This window comes from Kribbella sp. NBC_00662 (genome assembly GCF_041430295.1).
Lineage (GTDB): Bacteria > Actinomycetota > Actinomycetes > Propionibacteriales > Kribbellaceae > Kribbella.
The window spans coordinates 435,526-451,805 of sequence record NZ_CP109029.1 but is presented as its reverse complement, the minus strand read 5'-3'; the positions used below and the strand labels follow the sequence as shown (position 1 = coordinate 451,805).

Here is a 16,280-nt window from a genome sequence, read left to right as displayed (position 1 = left end):
CTCCTCTGACAATCCTGCGACCCCGGTGGGTGCTCTTTCCGGCACCGGCCGGGGTCGTTACGGTTGCACCCTACTTTGATCAAACTTCAGTGAGGTCCTCCTAGTGGCTCGCCGCAGCAGCAGTTCGTCCCCTTTCCCCAGCCTCCCGGGCGTCGTCTGGCAGCCCGGTCTGCCGGTGCACGGTTCGCCGACCTGGGTGATCGTCGTCGGTGACGAGAGCGGTCTGCCGGCCGCCGCGAAGGAGGCCGGCCAGCGACTCGGCGTCGACCTCGACCGATTGCTCGAGGTGCAGCAGGAGACCGGCTTCAGCCCGTCCGCCGGCACGGTCGCGGCGTACCCGCTGCTGGCCGGCGAGGTGGCCGAGATCGTGCTGGTCGGCGCCGGCGACGGCAGCGCCAAGGACCTGCGACACGCCGGGGCGGCGATCGCACGGTTCGGTCGCGGCAAGGACGAGCTCACCACGGTCGTTGCCGAGGGCATCGATGACGCGGAGCTGCAGGCGTTCGCCGAGGGCGTGGTCCTCGGCTCGTTCTCGTACACGCTGAAGACGGTCGACCCGGGCAAGCCGGCGGTCGGCAAGGTCACGCTGACCGACGGTACGGCGGAGGCCCGGCAGCCGGTCGTCGACCGCGGCGTTGTCGTCGGCCGTACCGGTTGGCTCGCGCGGCAGCTGGCGATCACGCCGTCGAACGAGAAGGACCCGGCCTGGATGGCCGCGCGGGCGACCGAGGTCGCCGCCGCGACCGGTCTCGAGGTGACGGTCTGGGACGAGAAGCAGCTCGCCGAGGAAGGATTCGGCGGCATCCTCGCGGTCGGCCAGGGCTCCGCCCGGCCGCCGCGGTTCATCCGCCTCGACTACGTTCCGGCCGGCGCGACCAAGAAGACGCCGTACGTCGTGCTGGTCGGCAAGGGCATCACGTACGACACCGGCGGCCTGTCGCTGAAGCCGCGCGAGGGCATGGTGTCGATGAAGCGCGACATGACCGGCGGCGGTTCGGTGATCGCGACGATGTCGGCGCTGCGTGAACTCGGCGCGAACGTTCGGGTGACCGGGCTCATCTGCTCCGCGGAGAACATGCCGTCGGGTTCGTCGTACCGTCCGGACGACGTGATCCGGCACTACGGCGGCCGGACCACCGAGGTGAAGAACACCGACGCCGAGGGCCGGCTGGTGATGGCGGACGGTCTCGCGTACGCCGTCAAGGAGCTGAAGCCGGACGTCCTGGTCGACATCGCCACGCTGACCGGCGCGATCAAGGTGTCGCTCGGCGCGATGCTGTACGGCGGGATGTTCTCGACCGACGACGCGCTGGCCGACAACCTGGCCGACGCCGGCCGGATCTCCGGCGAGGAGCTCTGGCGGATGCCGCTGCCGCCGGAGTACGAGGACCTGATCTCCACGCCGATCGCCGACTCGGTGAACAGCTCGAAGGGGCCGGGCTCGATCACCGCCGCCCTGTTCCTGAAGGCGTTCGCGGGCGACATCCCGTGGGCGCACCTCGACCTCTCGTCGATCGCCGAGTCCCCGGCCGACCGCTTCGAGTACTCGATCGGCGCGACCGGCGCGGGCGCCCGCCTCCTCACCACCTGGCTGACGAGCGACCACCCCACCGCGGGCATCGGCTAACCCACCCCCCCGCCCCCGCCGCCCCCGCGCCGCCCCGCGCCCCGCCGCCCCGCGCCCCGCCGCCCCGCGCCCCGCCGCCCCGCGCCCCGCCGCCCCGCGCCGCGGGATGGGTTCACCCACCGTGTTGTGGGTTCCCACCCCGTAGGGGCGGCGGTGAACCCACAACGGGGTGGGTGAACCCATCGCCGGGTTGTCCACAGATTGGTGAGAGGGGGCAGCGGGGGAGTCGGTTGGGATCGATGCTGGAGGGGTGAATCCAGAGCTTTGGCGGGTTGCGGTCGGGCAGGGCGGTGTGGTCAGTCGTGCTCAGGCCATCAGCGCCGGGTATACCCCGGAGCAGATTCGTGAACGTCTGAACGACGGCAGGTGGGAGAGGGTTCGGCGTGGTCAGTACGCCGAGCGGGCCGACCTCGGCGCGTTGGCTCCCTGGGAGCAGGAACTGTTTCGGCACCGGCGACTCGTTCATGCCGCGATGAATGCCATGCGGCCGGGATCGGCCGTGGTGAGCCATCACTCGGCGTTGGTTCTGCACGGCATACCGGTCTGGCATGCCGACCTCGCCGAAGTTCAGCTGACGCGGACGAGCGCACGCGGCGAGGTGAAGGCAGGAGTCCGGCATCATCAGGGCCTGCTGACCCCGGCAGACCTCACGCAGGTAGACGGGCTGGCCGTCACCTCGGTGCCGCGGGCCGTGGTCGAGACCGCGAGTACGACGTCGTTCGAGGCCGCTGTCGTCAGCCTCGATGCGGCTTTGCGCCGTCCGGAGGCGACCGACGGCGAGTTCCGTCGCCTGCTGACAGTGACCGACTGCTGGCCGGGCGGTCCGACGATTCGGTCGGCGCTGGCTTTCGCCGACCCGCTGGCCGAATCCGTCGGCGAATCGCGGCTTCGCGTTCTGATGCACAACGAGGGGCTACCGCCTCCGGTGCTGCAGGCCGTGTTCGAGGACGACGCCGGGTTCATCGGCCGGGTGGACTTCTACTTCCCTGACTACAACACGGTTGTCGAGTTCGACGGTTTGCTGAAGTACGCCGACGGCTCGCGGCACGTACTGATCCAGGAGAAGATCCGTGAGGACCGTCTCGGTGCGTTGGGGCTGCAGGTGATCCGCCTCACCTGGGCGGACCTCGCCCGCCCGGCGCGAACGGCGCGGCGCATCCGCAAGGTGTTCGACCGCTCCCGGCGTACACGCCTCGCGGGCTGACCCACCCTGTTGCGGGTTCCCCGCCGGTGTTACGGGGCGGGAACCCACAACGCGATGGGTGAACCCATGTGAGGCGGACGGGCGCCGGGGCCGGGGCCGGGCCGGGTGGGTGGGGGCGCTCGGCAACGGTCAGGCGGCGCCGATCGCGTCGAGTTCGGCGACGGCGTCGGCTGGGAGGACCAGGTCGCGGGCTGCGACGTTCTCGCGGAGGTGGGCGAGGGACGACGTACCGGGGATGACGACGCTGGTGGACGAGCGCTGCAGCAGCCAGGCGAGGGCGACCTGCTGCGGCGTGGCGTCCAGCCGCGAGGCGACCTTTGCGAGGGTCTCGGACTGGAGCGGGGTGAATCCGCCCAGCGGGAAGAACGAGGCGAACGCGATGTTGTGGTCGGCGGTGTAGTCGACCACGGCGTCGTCGTCGCGGCGGACCAGGTTGTACAGGTTCTGGACCGTGACGATCGGTGCGATCGCCTGCGCCTCGCGGATCTGGGTGATCGTCACGCCGCTCAGGCCGAGGTGCTTGATCAGGCCTTCCTGCTGCAGTTCGGCGAGCGCCGTGAAGGCCTTCGCGATCGACTCCTCGCTGCCGCCGTCGTGGGCGGGCGTGCGGAGGTTGACCACGTCGAGTACGTCCAGGCCCAGGTGCTCGAGGTTCTCGTGGACCTGTGCCTTCAGGTCGTCGGGATCCTGGATGATGTTCCACGAGCCGTCGTCGCCGCGCCGGGCGCCGACCTTGGTCACCAGGTGCAGGCCGGCCGGGTACGGGTGGAGCGCCTCCTTGATCAGCTCGTTGACCACGACCGGACCGTAGAAGTCGCTGGTGTCGATATGCGTGACGCCGAGGCCGACCGCTTCGCGCAGTACGGCGATCGCCTGGTCGCGATCCTTGGGCGGGCCGAAGACGCCGGGGCCCGCGAGCTGCATGGCGCCGTACCCCATCCGGGTGATGGTGAGGTCGTCGGCGAGGGTGATGGTTGAGTTCGTCATGCCTCCACCGTTGCCCGGCGCATCGAGGACAGGGAGTGCCCCGTTGTTCCTGGTAGTGACAGGACCCAGGCACGCGGGCGGGGTCCGGTCTACCGTGGGAGTCATGGAGAGTACGAACGCGCTGGGCGACTACCTCCGAGCCCGGCGCGAGCAGGTCAAGCCCGAGGACGTCGGCATCCGGAGCATCGGCCTGCGCCGGGTGCCCGGGCTGCGGCGCGAGGAGGTCGCCATGCTGGCCGGCATCAGCTCGGACTACTACCTGCGGCTGGAGCAGGGCCGCGACCGCAACCCGTCGGCGCAGGTCCTCGACGCGCTCGCCGAAGTACTGCGGCTGGACGCCGATGCGACCGCCTACCTGCGCAGTCTTGCCCAGGAGCGGCCGGCTCCACGACGCACCGGCGAGAAGGTCCCGGAGAGCATCCTCGAACTGATCGACGGCCTGCCGAACAACCCGGCGTACGTGCAGAACAAGTACACGGACTGCCTAGCGGTCAACCCGCTCTGCGCCGCGCTCTCCCCGAACTACGCGGTCGGCGTCAACCTGCTCACCGCGGTCCTGCTCGATCCCCGTGAACGTGAGCTGCGCCGCGACTGGGACGACCTGACCGAGGAGGGGGTCGCGATCCTGCGCACCGAAGTCGGTCCGAACGTCGACGACCCGCGCCTCAAGGAGCTCGTCGGCGATCTGTCCGTCCGCAGCGAACGCTTCCGCCAACTGTGGGCGCGGCACGACGTCCGACCCCGGAAGAGCCGCCTCAGCCGGCTGACCCATCCGGAGGTCGGCGACCTCGAACTGCGCTCGGACAAGCTGACGATCGGCGGCACCGACAGCATGACGCTGGTGATCTCCCACGCCGTGCCAGGTTCACGCGATTTCGAGTCGCTGGCCCTGCTCGGCAGTCTCGTCGCGTCCAACCACGAGGTCCCACAGCCGAACCAGCGAAGCCCCAAGGACTAGTCAGGCCCACCGGCTGAACGCGCGGATGATCTGCGGGTACGCCGCGTACGCCGTGCGGGTGTGATCGACCGCGCCCATGTCGTGGACCGTCACGTCGGCGCCGCGGGCTCGCAACGAAGCGGCACAGGCGTCGGCGTTGGCGGCGACCACGTCGGTGTCCTTCGTGCCGCTGTAGAGCTGCACCGGCACCCGCGGCGTCCAGTCGCGGCAGACCTGGTCGGCCGCACGTAGCGCCCGGAGAAGCCTGCCGGTCGGGTGCCGCAGTTGCTCGATGAACGCCGGCGTGAACAGCTTCTGCGGTGTGTCCGGCAGCGCGGCAACGATCTCCTCGTCGGAGTGGGTGCCGTCGAACAGCCCCTCGACGGTCCCGGCGTAGGGCGCCCGGAACACCTCGCGCGGATCGTCGTACAGCCCGGCGGTCCGGTTCCACGCGGTCACGAGGTACCCGAGGTAGAACGTCGCCGTCGGCGGCAGCACGCCGCCGGTGAAGATCGCCGGGAGCTCGCTGCCGAGCAGGTCGTACGGCCCCGCGACGGCCTGGATCGCTCCGAGCCGGAACGGGCCGAACTCACCGCGGCTCAGCGCGTGACCGAAGGCGATCGATGCACGGCCACCCTGCGAGAAGCCGGTGACCAGCACGTCCCGCTTCAGCGCGACGCGGTGCCTGGCCGCGAAGCTCCGTGCGGCGAGCAACAAATCGCCCGAGGAGCTCGTCTCGGTCTTGGTGTCGACGTACGGCGGCTTGCCCGGACCGAGCCCGAGACCGAGGTAATCCGGCGCGACACCGACCAGCCCCTGACCCGCGAACAGCGCCGTGACCAGCCGATCGGTCGAGGTGTCGTCGACCGACGCCGCAGCGGCCTTGGTGGGGTTGGTCCCGTGCAGGTACTCCGCCACCGTCAGCGCGCCCCGGCGTCCGTCCGGCAGTACGACGATCCCGCTCGCGGTCGTCGGCCGCCAGTCGTGATCGATCGTCCGATAGATCAAGCGGTACGCCGTGACGCCGTACGACGCAGGTGGTGTGCCGGGGAAGTCCGCGGCCGCGGCGTTCAACTGAGCCGCGGTCAGCTGCGCGACCGGCACCGCCGAGACCACCGAACCTCGAGGAGCGTGGACGCTGGAAACGGCGGCCTGGGACAGCGTCGGCCGGCTGACGGCGCCGAACGCGGACAGCGGGAACGTGAGCAGAGCAGCGGTCGCCAGCGTCGCGGCGACGGTCTTGGTGAGACGAGAAGTCATGTCTCAACCCAACCGCCGCCTCGGCACCCGAAGAATGGTGCGAAGCCCCGTACCGAGGTGGGGTTTCTCCTACCCGAGCAGGCTCGTGTACAGCTGGACGGTCCGGTCCGCGACGGCGTCCCAGCCGAACTGGGAGACGGCCCGCTCCCGGCCGGCCTTGCCCATCTCGTCCGCGCGCGCCGGGTTGTCGACAAGCGCGTTGATCCCGTCCGCCAGACCGCGTTCGAAGGCGTCGGGGTCGTTCTCGTCGTACAGAACCAGCGTGCCCGTGACGCCGTCGTCGACGACCTCGGGGATGCCGCCGACCGCGCTCGCGACGACGGCGGTCTCGCAGGCCATCGCCTCCAGGTTCACGATGCCGAGCGGCTCGTAGATCGACGGGCAGCAGAACGCCAGCGCGTGCGTCAGGACCTGCCGGACGTCTTCGCGCGGCAGCATCTCGGAGACCACGAACACGCCGTCCCGCGCCAGCTTGAGGTCGTCGATCAGCGCGTCGGTCTCGGCCTTCAGCTCGACCGTGTCGGCCGCGCCGGCCAGCAGCACGAGCTGCACGGACGGGTCGAGGCGCAGGCCCGCGCGGAGCAGGTGCGGCACGCCCTTCTGCCGGGTGATCCGGCCGACGAAGGTCACGTACGGGCGGTTCAGGTCGACGCCGAGTCGGTCGAGGACATGTGTCAACGGATCCGGGTGGTAGAAGTCGGCGTCGATGCCGTTGGAGATCACGTGGACGCGCGCAGGATCGATCGAGGGGTAGCAGTCGAGGACGTCGTCCCGCATCCCGCGACTCACCGCGACCACCGCATCGGCGGCCTCGTACGCCGTCTTCTCGGCCCAGCTCGACAGCCGGTACCCACCGCCGAGCTGCTCGGCCTTCCACGGGCGACGCGGCTCGAGCGAGTGCGCGGTCACCACGTGCGGTACGCCGTACAGCAGCTTGGCCCAGTGACCGGCCATGTTCGCGTACCAGGTGTGGGAGTGCACGAGCTGCGCGTCGCCGACGGCCGCCGTCATCGTGAGATCCGTGGACAGGATGCGCAGCGCCGCGTTGGCGCCCGGCATCCGCGGGTCGTCCTCGGAGTGCGCGGTCGCGCCCGGCCTGGGTTCACCCATGCACTGCACGTCCACGTCGATCAGCCGGCGGAGCTCGCGGACCAGGAAGTCCACGTGCACCCCCGCGCCGCCGTACACATCCGGTGGGTACTCACGCGTCAGGATGGCGACCTTCATGGGCCCGACGATAGGTCATCAGCCGACGTGTGTCGGCACCCAGAACCTCAGCTTTCCGTGTCGTTCGTCTTCCAATTCGCCGCCGGCTGCCTCGATCACCTTGCGCGAGCCGACGTTCCCGCTGTCGCAGGTGACGAGGGCCGGCTCGATGTCGAGGGCGGCCGCGATCGGCAGCGACTGGGCCAGCATCTGGGTCGCGTAGCCGTGCCGGCGCGCGGACGGGCGGACGCAGTACCCGATGTGCCCGGCCACCTCGAGCAGGGCCGGCGTGAGCCAGTGCCGGATCGACAGCCGGCCGAGGAACTCGATCCCGTCGACGAACCACAGCACGGTCTGGTGCACGATCCCCGGCGGCAGCTCGGTGGCGGGATCCGCCTCGGCCTTGATCGCCTCGACCAGCCGGTGGAACTCCGCCGGGTCGGCCGCCTGCTGCCGGGTCCACTCCTCGTCGTCCGCCGCGATCGACTTCGCACCCATCCAGCGCTCATGATCCGGACCGAGCTCGTCCCAGGCCGCGAGAAACGATCGGTGAACGGCAGTGGTCGGTACGACGAGGATCGGCATCTTTACAGTGTCGCGACACTCGCAAGCGCTTATGCCCCCCGGGTGTCCGGAGTAAGGCCGTGTACCCCCCTCCTGCACAGCACGATCGGGCACTCGGTGGGCACCTCGCGGCACCGGCGAGCCGACCACGATGCTCCGCATCGAGGTCACCTCTCCGGCACCGCGATGCACTCCACCGAGCACCCGCTCGCACTGCACATGAGGGGGGCACATGGCCTAAGGTGCGGACATGGCAAAGGCGCCCAGAGTTCTCGGAATCGTGCTGGCCGGTGGTGAGGGGAAGCGGCTGATGCCGCTGACGGCGGACCGGGCCAAACCGGCCGTGCCGTTCGGCGGGAGTTATCGCCTGATCGACTTCGTCCTCTCGAATTTGGTCAATGCCGGCTATCGAAATCTCTGTGTGCTCACGCAGTACAAATCGCATTCCCTCGACCGGCACGTGACGCTGACCTGGCGGATGTCGACGCTGCTCGGCAACTACGTGACCTGCGTCCCGGCCCAGCAGCGGCTCGGCCCGCAGTGGTACCAGGGCAGCGCGGACGCGATCTACCAGTCGATGAACCTGATCAGGGACGCGGACCCGGAGTACATCGTGGTCTTCGGCGCCGATCACGTGTACCGGATGGACGCGTCGCAGATGGTGGCCGCGCACATCGAGCGCGGGAACGGCGTGACCGTGGCCGGCATCCGGGTGCCGCGGGCCGAGGCGAGCGAGTTCGGCGTGATCAAGACCGGCGCGGACGGGCACGTGATCGACGAGTTCCTGGAGAAGCCGGCCGACCCGCCCGGGCTGCCGGACTCGCCCGACGAGACGTTCGCCTCGATGGGCAACTACGTCTTCACCCGCGAAGTCCTGGTCGAGGCGCTGCGCAAGGACGCCGCGAACCCGGCCTCCCGGCACGACATGGGCGGCGACATCGTTCCGATGCTCGTTGCCGAGGGCAAGGCCGGCGTGTACGACTTCCAGGAGAACGACGTACCGGGCGCCCTCGACCGGGACCGGTCGTACTGGCGCGACGTCGGCTCGCTGGACTCGTACCACGAGGCGCACATGGACCTGGTCTCGATCCAGCCGGTGTTCAACCTGTACAACTCCGACTGGCCGATCTTCACCTCGCACCCGCAGCTGCCCGGCGCGAAGTTCACCGACGACGCGACCGTCGGCGAGTCGATCGTCTGCCAGGGCTCGATCGTCACCGGCGCGCATGTAGACCACTCGGTGCTCGGCTCGAACGTGATCGTCAGCTCGGGCGCGGACATCCAGCGCTGCGTGATCATGGACAACTGCAAGATCGGCAAGGACGTCGTGCTCAAGAACGTCATCCTGGACAAGAACATCGTGGTCCCGGACGGTGTCGAGATCGGCGTCGACCCGGACTACGACCGGGAGCGCGGGTTTATCGTGTCCAAGGGCGGCGTGACCGTGCTCGGCAAGGGCCAGGTGATCGAGGCGCCGAAGGCTGCCGCTGTCGACGAGGCTGCCGAGGGGTGACGGCCGAGACCGAGGCGCTTTCCCTCGATGCCACCGACGCAGGGCACCGGGACCTGTTCGACGTGCCGCCTGCCCAGGGTGGCGACTACCCCGAGGTGGCGTACTTCGCCGGCAACTCGCTCGGTCTGCGCCCGAAGGCGACCCGCGCCGAGCTGCTCGAGGACCTCGATGCGTGGGCGGAGCTCGGAGTCGAGGGCCATCTGGACGCGGCCCGACCCTGGCTGCCGTACCACGAGTTGCTGACCGGACCCGCGTCCCGCCTCGTCGGGGCGCTGCCGAGCGAGAGCGTGGTGATGAACTCGCTGACGGTCAACCTGCACCTCTTGATGGTGTCGTTCTACCGGCCGACGCCCTCGCGGCACCGGATCGTCATCGAGGACGCGGCGTTCCCCTCCGACAGCTACGCCGTCCGGTCACAGGTCGCCTTCCACGGGTACGACCCCGAGGACGCCGTCATCCGGCTGCGCCCACGACCGGGTGAGGACAACCTGCGTACGGCGGATGTCGTCGAGCAGCTCGGCGGCGACGTCGCGCTCGTACTGCTGGGCGGCGTGAACTACCTGACCGGCGAGTTGATGGACATCCCCATGATCACCAGAGCCGGTCACGCGGCCGGCGCGGTCGTCGGGTGGGATCTCGCGCATGCGGCCGGGAACGTGCCGCTGGCGTTGCACGACTGGGAGGTGGACTTCGCGGCGTGGTGCTCGTACAAGTACCTGAACTCCGGGCCCGGAGCGCTGGCCGGTGTGTTCGTGCACGAACGTCACCTGGGCACCGACCTACCGCGGTTCGAAGGCTGGTGGAGCACCGAGGCGGCGACGCGGTTCGAGATGACGCCCGAGTCGCGGCCGCCGGCGAGCGCCGACGCGTGGCAGGTGTCGAACCCGCCGATCTTCTCGATGAGCCCGGTCCGGACGTCGCTGGAGATCTTCGACAAGATCGGCATCGAGGTACTGCGAGAGCGGAGTGTGCGGTTGACGGCGTACCTGGAGAAGCTGCTGATGGACGTCCCGTTGCAGGTGATCACGCCGACGGATCCCGCGCGGCGGGGTGCCCAGCTGTCGTTGCGAGTCACGGGCATGCGGGCCGGCGAGCTGTCGCGGCGGCTGCGGTTCGAGTACGGCGTGATCGCGGACGCGCGGGAGCCCGACGTACTGCGGTTGGCGCCGGTGCCGCTGTACTCGACGTACCACGACTGCTGGCGGGCGGCGACGGCGTTGGCTGAGGTGATGGCATGAAGGTCGCGATCGTCGGGGCCGGGCTGACGGGGTCGTTGCTCGCGTGTTTCCTGGCCCGGCGTGGGCTGACGGTGACGCTGTACGAGCGGCGGCCGGACCCGCGGGTCGCGCAGGTCGAACGCGGCCGCTCGATCAACCTGGCCATCTCCGAGCGCGGGCTGAACGCGCTGCGGCGGATCGGCCTGGTCGACGAGGTGATGGCCGATGCGTTGCCGATGAAGGGCCGGATGATCCATCCGGTGACCGGGCCGCTGGACTTCCAGGCGTACTCGGCGTCGGGGGATCGCGCGATCAACTCGATCAGCCGGGGTGCGTTGAACAACGCGCTGCTGACGGCCGCGTCGGCCGCCGATGGCGTGTCGGTGGAGTTCGAGCATCGGCTGGTGGAGCTGGATTCTGCCGTCGGCCGGATGGTGTTCGCGACGCCCGCGGGAAAGGTGTCGGTGGTTGCCGACGTCGTTCTCGGGGCCGACGGCGCCGGGTCCGCGGTGCGCGAGCAGTTGCTTGCCGAGGGCATCGTTGCGGAGAACGTCGACTTCCTCGACTACGGGTACAAGGAGCTGTCGATCCCGGCGGCCGATGGTGAGTTTGCTCTCGATCCGGGTGCGTTGCACATCTGGCCGCGCGGTACGTCGATGATGATCGCGCTGCCGAACCCGAACAAGTCGTTCACCTGCACGTTGTTCTGGCCGGCCGGGTCGTTCGACGCGCTCACGTCGGCGGCCGGGATCGAGGACCACTTCCGGGTGAACTACCCCGATCTGTTGCCGCTGGCACCGAACTTGATCGACGACTACCAGAACAACCCCGTCGGTGTGCTCGGTACGGTCCACACGCTGCCGTGGCAGGCGCACGGGCGTACTGCGTTGCTCGGGGACGCAGCGCACGCGATCGTGCCGTTCTACGGGCAGGGGGCGAACTGTGCCTTCGAAGACGTGGTCGAGCTCGACCGCTGCCTGGACGACACGGGCGGCTCCTGGGCGCGGGCGCTCCCGCTGTTCGAGGCTCGCCGACGCGAGAACACCGAGGCCATCGCCGAAATGGCCCTCGCCAACTTCGTCGAAATGCGCGACAAGGTCGCCTCCCCGGTCTTCCGCCTCCAGAAACAGGTAGAACACGCCCTGGAACGCCTCCTCCCCGGCCGCTACGTCTCGCGCTACGAGTTGGTCTCCTTCTCCACCACCCCCTACGCCGAAGTCCGACGCCGAGTCCACCGTCAGCACCAGTTGCTCGGCGCGGCGGCTGTGGCTGCCGCGGGTGTGCTGTTCGCCGTCACCCGATCAAGGGCCCGGCGATGAACGATCTCTGGTCCTCCGAGTTGCTGACCGGACAGCCCTCATCGGTGGGGTTGTTGCGGCACTTCGTCGGTGGATCGTTTGTGGAGAGTGCTGGGCGGTTCGCGAAGGTTTCGCCGGTGACGGGGGAGCAGATCTTCGATGTTTGTGAGGCCGACTCAGCCACCGTGGATGCCGCCGTGGATGCGGCGCGGCGCGCGTTGGCCGGGCCGTGGGGGCGAATGAGTGAGCAGGAGCGGGCGGCCGTGCTGCGGCGGGTCGCGGACGAGCTGGAGCGGCGGTTCGAGGATCTCGTCGCGGCGGAGGTGGGTGACACCGGGAAGTCGATCAGTCAGGCGCGGACGCTCGACATCCCGCGTGGTGCGGCGAACTTCCGGGCGTTCGCGGACTTCGCGACGACGATCCCGACCGAGTCCTACACAACCGTGCTTCCCGACGGGCGCCGCGCGCTGAACTACGCCGTACGCAAACCCGTCGGCGTAGTGGCGATCGTCGTACCGTGGAATCTTCCCCTGCTCCTGCTGACCTGGAAGGTCGCGCCGGCGCTTGCCTGCGGCAACGCAGTCGTGGTGAAGCCGTCGGAGGAGACGCCGTCGTCGGCGACCGTACTGGCCGAGGTGATGGCCGACGCCGGCGTACCTCCCGGGGTCTTCAACCTCGTCCACGGCTTCGGTCCATCGTCCGCGGGGGAGTACCTGACCCGCCACCCCGGCGTGGACGCGATCACCTTCACCGGCGAATCTGCCACCGGTACGTCGATCGCGAAGGTGGCGGCGGATCGGGTGAAGGCGGTGTCGTTCGAGCTCGGCGGGAAGAACGCCGGCCTGATCTTTGCCGACTGCGACCTCGACGCGGCGGTCGAGGGTTCGGTCCGCTCGGTCTTCACCAACGGCGGCCAGGTGTGCCTGTGCACGGAACGCCTGTACGTCGAACGCCCGATCTTCGACGAATTCACGTCGCGTCTGGCGACCCGAGCTGCTGAGCTGACGTACGGCTGGCCTGCCGACGAAGCCACGATGAACATGCCCCTCATCTCCAAACAGCACCGCGACAAGGTCCTCTCGTACTACGACCTCGCGAAGGCCGAAGGCGCTGAGGTCGTCACGGGCGGCGGTGTGCCGACGTTCGGCGACGCCCGCGACGGCGGTTGCTACGTACAACCGACCGTGGTCACCGGCCTGCCGGCCGACGCCCGCACCAACCGCGAGGAGATCTTCGGCCCGATCTGCCACGTCGCACCGTTCGACACCGAAGGAGAGGCATTCGCCCTCGCCAACGACAGCGACTACGGTCTCGCAGCCACTGTCTGGACCCGCGACGTCGGCCGGGCTCACCGCGCCGGCGCTGCCCTCGACGTGGGCCTGTGCTGGGTCAATACCTGGTTCCTCCGCGATCTCCGCACACCTTTCGGCGGGGTGAAGTTGTCAGGCATCGGGCGAGAGGGCGGACGGCACTCGGTGGACTTCTACACCGAGACGACGAACGTCTGTGTGGAGCTGTCATGACCGTCGTACCCGGGAAGGCCACGCCCCGCGGACGCTTCCCGCATGTGAAGGTGGCGAACGGGTTCGCGTTCGTTTCGGGTACGTCGAGCCGGCGGCCGGACAACTCGATCGCCGGCGCGTCGGTGGACCCGATGGGGACCGTCGAGCTGGACATCCGGGTGCAGACACGGGCGGTGCTGGAGAACATCCGGGACGTGCTCGCCGCGGTCGGGGCCGGGCTCGAGGACCTGGTCAGCGTGACGACGTACCTGGTCTCGATGAACGATTTCGGCGGGTACAACGAGGTTTACGGTGAATTCTTCGACGAGTCCGGGCCGGCCCGGACGACCGTCGCAGTACATCAGCTGCCGCATCCCCAGCTGCTGATCGAGATTCAAGCCATAGCGGCGATCCCGCAAAAGGAGTGACTGATGGCGAACTTGGAGTCGACGAACTTTCCGGAGTGGATCGAGGAGAACAAGCACCTGCTGAAGCCGCCGGTCGGCAACAAGCAGATGTTCCCGACCGGGGACGACTTCATCACGATGGTCGTCGGCGGCCCGAACCAGCGCACCGACTTCCACGTCGACCCGTACGAGGAGTTCTTCTACCAGATCAAGGGCACGATGCACGTCGACGTGATGACGGACGACGGCCCGGGCCGGGTGGACATCAACGAGGGCGAGATGTGGGTGCTGCCGCGCAGCATGCCGCACTCGCCGCAGCGCGACGCGGACTCGATCGGCCTGGTGATCGAGCGGGTCCGGGAGCCCGGCACGCTGGAGAAGTTCCGCTGGTACTGCGCCAATTGCAACGGGATCGTGCACGAGGTCGAGCTGCAGGTGACCGATATCGTCGCCGACCTGCCACCGGTCTTCAAGGCGTTCTACGAGAGCGAGGACGCGCGCACCTGCCCGAACTGCGGCACGCTGCACCCCGGTAAGTCCTAACCCTCCCCCTCCCCACCGCCTGACGCTCGCGATCCAACCCGTCCCCGTCCGACCCCGCGGGATGGGTTAACCCATCTCGTGGTGGGTTCGCCGTCGGTGTAACGGTGGGGGAACCCGCAAGAGGATGGGTAAACCCATCCCGTGGTGGGTTCGCCGTCGGTGTAGCGGTGGGGGAACCCGCAAGAGGATGGGTTAACCCATCTCGTGGTGGGTTCGCCGTCGGTGTAACGGTGGGGGAACCCGCAACGGGATGGGCTAACCCATCCCGTGGGGATGGGCGACGTTGAGAGGAGCGATGGGTGGCTGTTGATGTGCATACGCATCTGGTGCCGAAGGGGTGGCCGGACCTCGCGGCGGCGTGCGGCGGTGACGGCTGGCCGTGGCTGCGGATCGACTCCGAGCGGGCCGCGATGATCATGATCGGCTCGTCGGAGTTCCGGCCGATCGGGCCGCAGGCTTGGGATCCGGCCACCCGTACGACGGATATGGATGCCGATGGCATCGATCTCCAGGTGGTGTCGCCGACGCCGGTGTTCTTCGGGTACGAGCGGCCGGCCGCGCAGGCCGTCAAGCTGGCCGAGATCTTCAACGACCTCACGCTGGAGACGCTGGCAGGTAACGACCGGTTCGTGCCGTTCTGCCAGGTGCCGCTGCAGGACCCCGACCTGGCGTGCGCCGAGCTCGACCGCGCCCGCGCGGCCGGTCATGTCGGCGTCGAGATCGGGAACCACGTCGGCGACAAGGATCTCGACGACGCCGGGATCGTTGCCTTCCTCAACCATTGCGCCGAGACCGGTACGCCGGTGCTCGTGCATCCGTGGGACATGCCGGGCGGGCCGCGGCTGGACCGGTGGATGGCGCGCTGGCTGACCGGGATGCCCGCCGAGACGCATCTGTCGTTGCTGGCGATGATCCTGGGCGGGGCGTTCGACCGGTTGCCGCCGTACCTGAAGATCTGTTTCGCCCACGGTGGCGGCAGTTTCGCGTTCTGGCTCGGCCGGTTGGAGAACGCCTGGCACCGGCGCGGGGACATCGTCCGTGGTTGCTCGGAGCACCCACCGTCGGCGTACCTGGACCGGATCCTGGTCGACACGGTCGTGTTTGAATCAGCGCCTTTGCGGCTACTTGTCGATACCTTGGGGGAAGACCGCGTTCTGGTCGGCAGTGACTATCCCTATCCACTGGGTGAGCGGCCGGTCGGGGAGGTGGTACGGAAGGCCGGCTTCCTGACCGCGGAGCAGCAGCACAAGCTGTTGACGGCGAATGCCCTGCGCTATCTCGGGAGGTCGGAATGACCGAGGACCGATCGGTTCTGACTCGCGAAGCCCGCGAGCCGGACGAACAGCTGCGGTACGGCGACCACGCGGACCAGGTGATCGACTACTGGCACGCGAAGGAGTACCGCCCGCTGATCGTCTTCATCCACGGCGGTTTCTGGCGCCCCGACTACGACCGCAAACACGCCCGCCCACTCGGTGAAGCCCTCTCCGACCTGGGCTGGCCGGTCGTCTCCCTCGAGTACCGCCGCGTCCCGGGCGACCCCGATGCCACCACATCGGACATCCGTACGGCGATAGACGCTCTACCCGACCTGGTCGACGTCCACGCCGGCTACATCCTCGTAGGCCACTCAGCCGGCGGCCAACTGGCACTCTGGCTGGCCGCCACCACCAACCCGGTCCGCCTCCGCGGCCTGATCGCCCTGGCCCCTGTAGCCGACCTCTTGATGGCAGACCGCTACAACCTCGACGAGGGCGCCGTACAGGCCTTCATAGGCAGCGGTGTCCGCAACGACCTGGACCCGGTCCACCTACCCGCCCCCATCGCCCCGGTAACCCTCATCCACGGCACAGACGACACCCGCGTCCCCTTGAGCATCACGGAGTCGTATTTCGCCGCCCACCCCACAGCCCGCCTGGTTCGAGTCCAACACTGCGCCCACTACGAACTGATAGACCCGCTCTCGGCCTCCTGGCACGAAGTAACCACCGAACTGACCCGCCTGACCGGCTAGG

Annotated in this window: 15 protein-coding genes; 11 read left to right on the top strand and 4 right to left on the bottom strand. The window is 68.9% G+C overall.

The window, feature by feature from the left end; genetic code table 11:
- Window positions 1–103 precede the first annotated feature (103 nt).
- Together OHA10_RS02190 and OHA10_RS02185 are read left to right on the top strand one after the other, a co-directional pair.
- The gene (locus tag OHA10_RS02190; protein WP_371404482.1) at window positions 104–1,627 is read left to right on the top strand and encodes a M17 family metallopeptidase; all 1,524 of its coding nucleotides are present in this window, start codon (window positions 104–106) and stop codon (window positions 1,625–1,627) included.
- Between the two features lie 250 nt (window positions 1,628–1,877).
- Entirely contained in the window at window positions 1,878–2,831 is a 954-nt protein-coding gene (locus OHA10_RS02185) for a type IV toxin-antitoxin system AbiEi family antitoxin domain-containing protein (RefSeq protein ID WP_371404481.1), read from the top strand.
- A 129-nt stretch (window positions 2,832–2,960) separates the two neighbouring features.
- Here the strand turns inward: OHA10_RS02185 and OHA10_RS02180 are convergent, their stop codons facing one another.
- Complete coding sequence (locus OHA10_RS02180; RefSeq protein ID WP_371404480.1) at window positions 2,961–3,818, bottom strand: oxidoreductase; 858 nt, start codon at window positions 3,816–3,818, stop codon at window positions 2,961–2,963.
- 103 nt (window positions 3,819–3,921) lie between these two features.
- Here OHA10_RS02180 and OHA10_RS02175 point away from each other — a divergent pair, with 103 nt between their 5' ends.
- Window positions 3,922–4,776: a helix-turn-helix domain-containing protein gene (locus tag OHA10_RS02175; protein ID WP_371404479.1), complete on the top strand. Its 855-nt coding sequence runs from the start codon at window positions 3,922–3,924 to the stop codon at window positions 4,774–4,776.
- On the opposite strand, the gene OHA10_RS02170 is transcribed toward OHA10_RS02175, so the two are convergent.
- The 3 genes from OHA10_RS02170 to OHA10_RS02160 all read right to left on the bottom strand — a co-directional run bounded on the left by OHA10_RS02170 (window position 4,777) and on the right by OHA10_RS02160 (window position 7,806).
- Window positions 4,777–6,015: a hypothetical protein gene (locus OHA10_RS02170; RefSeq protein WP_371404478.1), complete on the bottom strand. Its 1,239-nt coding sequence runs from the start codon at window positions 6,013–6,015 to the stop codon at window positions 4,777–4,779.
- A gap of 69 nt (window positions 6,016–6,084) precedes the next feature.
- Entirely contained in the window at window positions 6,085–7,242 is a 1,158-nt protein-coding gene (gene glgA, locus OHA10_RS02165) for a glycogen synthase (protein WP_371404477.1), read from the bottom strand.
- An 18-nt stretch (window positions 7,243–7,260) separates the two neighbouring features.
- A complete protein-coding gene (locus OHA10_RS02160) occupies window positions 7,261–7,806 on the bottom strand; it encodes a GNAT family N-acetyltransferase (RefSeq protein WP_371404476.1) in 546 nt (181 codons plus the stop codon).
- Between the two features lie 229 nt (window positions 7,807–8,035).
- Between OHA10_RS02160 and glgC the strand changes: the two genes are divergently transcribed.
- The 8 genes from glgC (at window position 8,036) to OHA10_RS02120 (ending at window position 16,279) form a co-directional block, all read left to right on the top strand.
- Window positions 8,036–9,298, top strand: coding sequence for a glucose-1-phosphate adenylyltransferase (glgC, locus tag OHA10_RS02155; protein ID WP_371404475.1), 1,263 nt, complete (start codon window positions 8,036–8,038; stop codon window positions 9,296–9,298).
- The gene (kynU, locus tag OHA10_RS02150) at window positions 9,295–10,536 is read left to right on the top strand and encodes a kynureninase (RefSeq protein ID WP_371404474.1); all 1,242 of its coding nucleotides are present in this window, start codon (window positions 9,295–9,297) and stop codon (window positions 10,534–10,536) included. Before glgC ends, kynU begins: the two co-directional genes overlap by 4 nt.
- The gene (locus OHA10_RS02145; RefSeq protein WP_371404473.1) at window positions 10,533–11,834 is read left to right on the top strand and encodes an FAD-dependent oxidoreductase; all 1,302 of its coding nucleotides are present in this window, start codon (window positions 10,533–10,535) and stop codon (window positions 11,832–11,834) included. The genes kynU and OHA10_RS02145 overlap by 4 nt, the downstream gene beginning before the upstream one ends.
- Window positions 11,831–13,336 (top strand): 2-hydroxymuconic semialdehyde dehydrogenase, encoded by a 1,506-nt coding sequence (locus OHA10_RS02140; protein ID WP_371404472.1) that lies wholly within the window; start codon window positions 11,831–11,833, stop codon window positions 13,334–13,336. Before OHA10_RS02145 ends, OHA10_RS02140 begins: the two co-directional genes overlap by 4 nt.
- On the top strand, window positions 13,333–13,743 hold the full coding sequence (locus OHA10_RS02135; protein WP_371404471.1) for a RidA family protein: 411 nt from the start codon (window positions 13,333–13,335) through the stop codon (window positions 13,741–13,743). Before OHA10_RS02140 ends, OHA10_RS02135 begins: the two co-directional genes overlap by 4 nt.
- A 3-nt stretch (window positions 13,744–13,746) precedes the next feature.
- Complete coding sequence (locus tag OHA10_RS02130) at window positions 13,747–14,265, top strand: 3-hydroxyanthranilate 3,4-dioxygenase (RefSeq protein WP_371404470.1); 519 nt, start codon at window positions 13,747–13,749, stop codon at window positions 14,263–14,265.
- Between the two features lie 299 nt (window positions 14,266–14,564).
- On the top strand, window positions 14,565–15,560 hold the full coding sequence (locus OHA10_RS02125) for an amidohydrolase family protein (RefSeq protein WP_371404469.1): 996 nt from the start codon (window positions 14,565–14,567) through the stop codon (window positions 15,558–15,560).
- Entirely contained in the window at window positions 15,557–16,279 is a 723-nt protein-coding gene (locus OHA10_RS02120; protein WP_371404468.1) for an alpha/beta hydrolase family protein, read from the top strand. Before OHA10_RS02125 ends, OHA10_RS02120 begins: the two co-directional genes overlap by 4 nt.
- Window position 16,280: the final 1 nt, after the last annotated feature.

Coding starts and splice junctions, on each gene's coding strand:
- OHA10_RS02170 (WP_371404478.1), bottom strand. CDS start 6,015: ATGACTTCTCGTCTCACCAAGACCGTCGCCGCGACGCTGGCGACCGCT.
- OHA10_RS02180 (WP_371404480.1), bottom strand. CDS start 3,818: ATGACGAACTCAACCATCACCCTCGCCGACGACCTCACCATCACCCGG.
- OHA10_RS02175 (WP_371404479.1), top strand. CDS start 3,922: ATGGAGAGTACGAACGCGCTGGGCGACTACCTCCGAGCCCGGCGCGAG.
- OHA10_RS02135 (WP_371404471.1), top strand. CDS start 13,333: ATGACCGTCGTACCCGGGAAGGCCACGCCCCGCGGACGCTTCCCGCAT.
- OHA10_RS02160 (WP_371404476.1), bottom strand. CDS start 7,806: ATGCCGATCCTCGTCGTACCGACCACTGCCGTTCACCGATCGTTTCTC.
- OHA10_RS02145 (WP_371404473.1), top strand. CDS start 10,533: ATGAAGGTCGCGATCGTCGGGGCCGGGCTGACGGGGTCGTTGCTCGCG.
- OHA10_RS02120 (WP_371404468.1), top strand. CDS start 15,557: ATGACCGAGGACCGATCGGTTCTGACTCGCGAAGCCCGCGAGCCGGAC.
- glgC (WP_371404475.1), top strand. CDS start 8,036: ATGGCAAAGGCGCCCAGAGTTCTCGGAATCGTGCTGGCCGGTGGTGAG.
- OHA10_RS02130 (WP_371404470.1), top strand. CDS start 13,747: ATGGCGAACTTGGAGTCGACGAACTTTCCGGAGTGGATCGAGGAGAAC.
- glgA (WP_371404477.1), bottom strand. CDS start 7,242: ATGAAGGTCGCCATCCTGACGCGTGAGTACCCACCGGATGTGTACGGC.
- OHA10_RS02140 (WP_371404472.1), top strand. CDS start 11,831: ATGAACGATCTCTGGTCCTCCGAGTTGCTGACCGGACAGCCCTCATCG.